This is a genomic window from Haloferax profundi, from assembly GCF_001469865.1.
GTDB classification, from domain to species: domain Archaea; phylum Halobacteriota; class Halobacteria; order Halobacteriales; family Haloferacaceae; genus Haloferax; species Haloferax profundi.
On sequence record NZ_LOPV01000343.1, the window covers coordinates 1 to 835 of the forward strand.

Consider the following 835-nt stretch of genomic DNA (forward strand, 5'->3'; position numbering starts at 1 on the left):
GCTGCGACGAACGAAACGTGTTGGCGCGCAGAGCGCCCGTCATAGAGGCCAAACCGGTCCGGGAGGATACCAACTCGGTCGTGTATCTCGACGACGTCATCCAGTGGATCACGTTCAAGCACGCGAACTGTCCCAGACGTTGGTCGGAGGTAGTCGAGTAGCAATCCGATAGTCGTTGATTTCCCGGCTCCGTTCGGTCCGAGAAATCCGTACACTTCCCCGCTTTCGACTGTGAGGTCAAGATTATCGACGGCACGAACTTCACCGTATTGCTTGGTCAGCGCGCCGGCCTCGATTGCGAGCTCGGCATCGCTCACAGTGCATCACCTCGAGCAAACACCCAACGAGCGAGACCCAACGGGACCACCAACCAGACGAATAGGGTAGCTAAACTCAGTGCTGGGTGGAGATACCACGGTCCCGACCCGCTGAACGCTGCTTCGACCACGAAAGCGTTCACGGAGACCCCTGGTGCGAGTTTGGTGTAGACGATGTGGAACAGCTCAGCTGAGTTCCCAACGCCGAGGAGCCAGTTCGTCAGGACGTTGTAGGCCCCATCGGGTGTCAACCGAAGCGCGAAAAACAGTGGGCCGCTTGCCGGAGCGTCGTACGGATTGACCGGAACTCCAGTGAGATTAGTATAGACCGATGTGACGATACTGCTCCAAAACAGCGTCACGAGGAAGTACGCGAATACAGCTGTCGCGGCAGTGACGGTCCAGCGAGTAATCGTTGAGACAAACATCCCAAGGGAAACCATCGTAGCACCAAGCAACAGTGTCACGATGAGCGTTCCGAGAAACGGCAGCACGGAGAAAACGCCGTGTTCGAAGAG

Annotated in this window: 2 protein-coding genes; both read right to left on the minus strand. The window is 57.2% G+C overall.

The features are described from left to right. Window positions 1–317 (minus strand): ATP-binding cassette domain-containing protein (locus tag AUR66_RS12965; protein ID WP_157533112.1); only part of this gene is annotated, 317 nt, incomplete at its 3' end. After that, window positions 314–835: ABC transporter permease subunit (locus tag AUR66_RS12970; RefSeq protein WP_157533113.1), on the minus strand; the 522-nt coding region annotated here is incomplete at its 5' end. The genes AUR66_RS12970 and AUR66_RS12965, both read right to left, overlap by 4 nt.